The 4,938-nt window shown below is 65.7% G+C and carries 4 protein-coding genes; all 4 read left to right on the top strand.

The genetic code is table 11. The annotated features are described in order from the left end of the window. On the top strand, positions 1-914 hold a 914-nt coding region (locus tag DD1DGNOD_RS00185; RefSeq protein ID WP_250645429.1), incomplete at its 5' end, for a type IV secretory system conjugative DNA transfer family protein. A gap of 1,027 nt (positions 915-1,941) precedes the next feature. Continuing rightward, positions 1,942-3,435 (top strand): replication initiator, encoded by a 1,494-nt coding sequence (locus DD1DGNOD_RS00180; protein ID WP_131765072.1) that lies wholly within the window; start codon positions 1,942-1,944, stop codon positions 3,433-3,435. A gap of 35 nt (positions 3,436-3,470) precedes the next feature. Continuing rightward, positions 3,471-3,653: a helix-turn-helix domain-containing protein gene (locus DD1DGNOD_RS00175; RefSeq protein ID WP_131765071.1), complete on the top strand. Its 183-nt coding sequence runs from the start codon at positions 3,471-3,473 to the stop codon at positions 3,651-3,653. Between the two features lie 71 nt (positions 3,654-3,724). Next, on the top strand, positions 3,725-4,885 hold the full coding sequence (locus DD1DGNOD_RS00170) for a tyrosine-type recombinase/integrase (RefSeq protein WP_131769166.1): 1,161 nt from the start codon (positions 3,725-3,727) through the stop codon (positions 4,883-4,885). Positions 4,886-4,938: the final 53 nt, after the last annotated feature.

Here is a 4,938-nt window from a genome sequence, read left to right as displayed (position 1 = left end):
CGGCTACCCCGGACCTATCCCGACTGATGATCGGCATGCGGGATGACGGCGGCCCATGGGCGCTGCGGCTGCTCGGCACGCACACCCTGATCGCCGGGGCGACCGGCGCGGGGAAAGGCTCGGTGCTCCACAGCATTTTGCGGGCGCTCGCCCCGTTGATCGCCGCTGGGATCGTCGAGGTGTGGGGCATCGACCCGAAAGGGGGGATGGAGCTCTACCCGGTGCGTGACCTGTTCACCCGTTACGCGGACGGCTCGACTCGGGAGATGGCGGATCTCCTCGCTGCGGGTGCGGAGTTCACCCGGGATCGCTCCGCAGAGTTGAAAACCCGCCGGGTACGGAAACTCACCCCGACCGTGGATGCCCCGTTCGTGCTCATCGTCGTGGACGAGTTCGCGTTCCTGTCCGCCTACCAGCCGGATCACAAGCTGGCGAACGATGTCGATTCCGCCGTGCAAATCATCTGCTCGCAGGGCCGGGGACCGGGGGTGGGTCTCCTCGTCGCGGTCCAGGACCCGAGTAAGGAGGTGGTGCCCTACCGGCAGTTGTTCCCGACCCGGATCGCGCTCCGGCTGGATGAACCCACCCAAGTCGACATGGTGCTCGGGGACGGCGCACGGGCGCGGGGGGCACGCTGTGACGAGATCCCCTCCTGGGCGCACGGTGTGGGCTATGTGAAACTCGACGGGCAGCGGGAACCGACCCGGGTCCGTGCTGCCTATCCCACCGACGCCGATATTGCCGCGTTGGCCCGGGACTACCCCGCACCCCTGGCACTCCCCCTCGCAGAACCGGCGGTGCCGGCCGTACCGACAGCGGCTGTGGTCGATCCCTATCTGACCGATGACGAACTCGACCCGGAATGGCGGGAGTTCGTCCGTTCCCGCACCCCTGCCGGGAAAGCGCTGCGATGACATCCACGATCACTGTCCGAGAAAGGACCATCGGCTATGCCGCGTCGTAACCGTAACGCCGGTACCCACCCGGTCGACTGCCAATCCTGCAACGGACCGGGGCAGCTGACCTGCCGGGTCTGCAAGGGAACCGGTAGGACCATCCCCACTACCCGCGCCCAGGGCAATCGGAGATGACCGACTCGGGAAATGAATTGCACTGGGCCTGTCAGGTATGTGGAGGGGTCCCGGCAGGGGCGAGTCCGAAAACTTATCCGTGGACATGCGCAACCTGCCAAGAAGGCGAGGAAATCATGGAAGGTGACCGCCGGGAACGGAACAGGCACGGCCGCGCCACCCGGGCACGTCGGCGACGAATGTCCCGATAACACTCACCAGCCGGCGGGGTGACGCTGTCACACACATAACCGCTGGTGGTTTTCCTCGTCGGGCGGGCAAGCTTGCCTCTACCGGGGGTTCTCCCGCCCATGCCCCACCGGCATCATCAACCACCCTGCCAAGCTCGGCATGGGTGGGAGGTTCCCCGGTAGCCCTCCGGGTGCCCGTCCGGCGAGGGAAACCACCACCCAACCACCCCCACCGCCCAAGGCGAACCTATGTTCGAACCCCTTCCTCGGAGGAAGGGCCGGGGTGTGGGGCGGAGCCCCACGTCTTTTCCACCATTCACGCACAGAAAGGGCTACCGTCATGCCCGACGAATCGCCGGTGTGCCGGCAGGCGGTTTCCACATGAGCGCCAGAGAACGGTACACATGCCCGACCTGCGGAGTTACCTCCCACCCACTCCCGGCCGGTACGACGGGCCGTGCACTTGAAATCCATCGCCAGATCCATCACGGCAGCCTGCAACGGCAGCGACGCTGAAAAGAAGAACCGGCCATGGTGAAGAGACACTCTCGACGGTTTACCTACCGGTTTTCCACCGGTATTCCACCAGAAACCCACCGGTTTTGCTGACTGCTTTCCCCCACCGTTCCACGCTTGCATTGTCCCTGCCTGCCGCACGCTCGTGAAAGGAGGAACGCTCGATGTCGGTGCTGGACTCGGAGTATTTCCGGGCGCTCGCCCCCCGGGTCGCGGACGGCTCGGCGTCGGCGTTCCTCACCCAACTGGACCGGGTGGCGGGCTGCACCCATCCGGTGCGCCTGACCGGCCGGGTCGAGCAGATCGACACCGCCTCCGGGGAGATCCGCCGGACGTTCGACACCACCGACCTGCCGGACGGGGTGATCCTGGTGCCGTGCGGGAACCGGCGGGCGTCGGTGTGCCCGTCCTGCTCCTACCTGTACGCCGGGGACGCCTGGCAGATCGTGCACGCCGGGATGGTCGGCGGTGCCGGTGTTCCCGAACAGGTGGCGGCGCATCCGGGCCTGTTCGTCACGGTGACCGCACCCTCGTTCGGGCCGGTGCACTCCCGGGCCAAGCACGGCCCGCCGCAGATGTGCCGGCGACGCCGGGGACGCTGCCCGCACGGGGTGGCCTCGGGCTGCTGGCGGGTGCACGCCGAGGGTGACCCGCTGCTCGGGCAGGCTATCTGCGCGGACTGCCACGACGACACGGCTCTGATCATCTGGAATCGGACCGCGGGCCGGCTGTGGAAACGCACCGTGGACCTGGCCTATCGGCGGATGGCCCGCATGGAGGGGATCTCCGAACGGGCCTGCCGGACGGCGGTGCGGATCTCCTATGTGAAGGTCGCGGAAGGGCAGGCACGCGGCGCGGTGCACTTTCACGCGCTGCTCCGGCTCGACGACGCCACCACCCCGGACGGGGTATGGGCTCCCCCACCCGCCTGGGCGTCCGGGAAGCTGCTCGCGGACTGCTGGCGCTGGGCGGTCACCCACGCCGAGGAACCCTGCCCGGACCCGCACGCCTACGCGCTGTCCGCGCTCGTCGACGGGGGCCTCCTCGGCGAGGAACACCGTCCAACCCCGGTCGACCCGTTCCCGGCGATGACCTACGCCCGGTGGGGAGAGCAGTGTGACACCCGGCATGTGCGGGTCGAGGGCGGGGATCTCACTCCGCTCGCGGTCGGGAACTACCTCGCCAAATACATCACGAAGAGTGTGGTGGATTCCGGCGTGTTGGATCGCCGGTTCCGCGACACCGACGACCTACACGCCCGACTCCCGTTCCTCACCCCCCATCACGCCCGACTCGCACACACCGCATGGCGGCTGGGCCGGGTACCGGAGTTGGCGGATTTGCAGTTGCGGAAATGGGCGCATCAGTTCGGCTTCAACGGGCATTGGCTGAGCAAATCCCGGCGGTATTCGACCACGTTCACCGCACGGCGAACCGCACGGCGGGTATGGGCACGTACCCATACCCCGTCTGGTCAGGAACGCGCTCCGTTGGACGCCTGGGGCCGACTCGAGGATGACGACCAGGTCGTCACCGTCACCGACTGGCGCTACCAGGGGTCGGGTTACAAAACCCCCGGTGACGCATGGCTGGCCCTGCAAGCCGCAGACCAGGCCCGGTCACGGCGGGAAGCCGCTCGTGAAATGCGTGCCGCGTGAACATACGAAGGGAAGATCTCTAAGAGGGGTGGAAGGTGAGTAAACTCCTGTTGTCGACTTCTGAAGCGGCGGAGCGACTGAGTATAGGGCGATCCAAGCTCTACGATCTGATTCGGGCGAACAAGATTGATACGGTGAAGATCGGTTCCCGTCGTCTTGTGCCGGTATCTGCGCTTGCTGTCGCGGTCGAATCACTTGTGCGGGATGGTGTGCTGTGACGGAAGAGAATCGCCGTTCTCGGAAGAAGCGGGCGAACGGTCAGGGGTCGATTTACCGGCGGGCTGACGGGATGTGGGTCGGTGCAGCCTACGTTCTCATGCCGGATGGAACGGTTAAGCGTCGGCCCGTGTACGGGAAGTCGGAGGAGGTGGTTCGAAAGAAGTTGACGGAACTTCAGGCCGACTCGAACCAGGGGATACCGGCTAATGCAACCGGGTGGACCGTGGCGCGTTTCATCGTCTACTGGCTTGACGAGATTGTGAGGCGAACTCGTAAGCCTGCAACCTATGACAACTATGCGGTGATAGTGAATTCGCATATCGTGCCGGGGCTCGGGAGAAAGCGGCTGGATAAGTTGACGGCTGCGGACGTCCGACTCTTCTTGCGGCAGATGGAAGCGACTTGCCTGTGCTGCAAGCTCGGGAAGGACGAACGGCGTCCACTGAAGGCGCGTCGCTGCTGTGCGCTGGGGGCCTGCTGTCGCTCATTGCCGTCGCGACGGTTGGTGCAACTGGTTCATGCGGTGCTTCGTAGCGCTTTGCAGGCTGCGGTCCGGGAAGAACTGGTACGCCGTAACGTCGCAACCTTGGTGCAGGTCTCGGCACCCAAGTACGGGATCAACCGAGGACTCACCGTCGAACAGGCGCGCGCACTCCTGGGCGCTGCTCGTAGCGATCGCTTGTACGCGCTGATCGTGCTCGCGTTGTACCTCGGGCTCCGGCGGGGCGAACTCCTGGGCCTGTACTGGTCGGATATCAACTCCGCGGATGAGACGCTCACGGTTCGGCGTACCTTGCAGCGCACGGGTGGATCGCTACGTCTGGTCACGCCCAAGACGGAACGTTCCGAACGAACGCTTCCCCTTCTGGGCGTGGTTGCCGATGCACTCCGTGAACATCGAAAGCTTCAGGAGGCGGAACGGCATGTTGCGGGAGCAAGGTGGGTCGACAGCGGTCACGTCTTCACCACCTTGATCGGTACTCCGATCGAACCGGGGAACCTGCGGCGCCACTGGGAGCCCATGCGTCGGGCGGCCGGACTCGACGGTGTCGTCTTCCACGGGCTACGGCACACGTGCGTGACGCTGTTGCTTGACCTGGGGGTTCCCCCGCACATCGTCCGAGAGATCGCGGGCCATGCGGCGATCGAAGTCACGATGACCATCTACGCCCATGCGTCGATGGGGGAGCGGCGGCGTGCACTCCAACGGCTCGATGAGCATCTGCGGTAGGGGCGTTGCTACACCGGTTGCTACAGAAAGCCCAGAGCCCCGCGCCGTGTGAT

It is taken from the genome of Candidatus Protofrankia californiensis, from assembly GCF_900634765.1.
GTDB classification, from domain to species: domain Bacteria; phylum Actinomycetota; class Actinomycetes; order Frankiales; family Frankiaceae; genus Protofrankia; species Protofrankia californiensis.
This window is presented reverse-complemented; position numbering and strand designations above follow the sequence as displayed.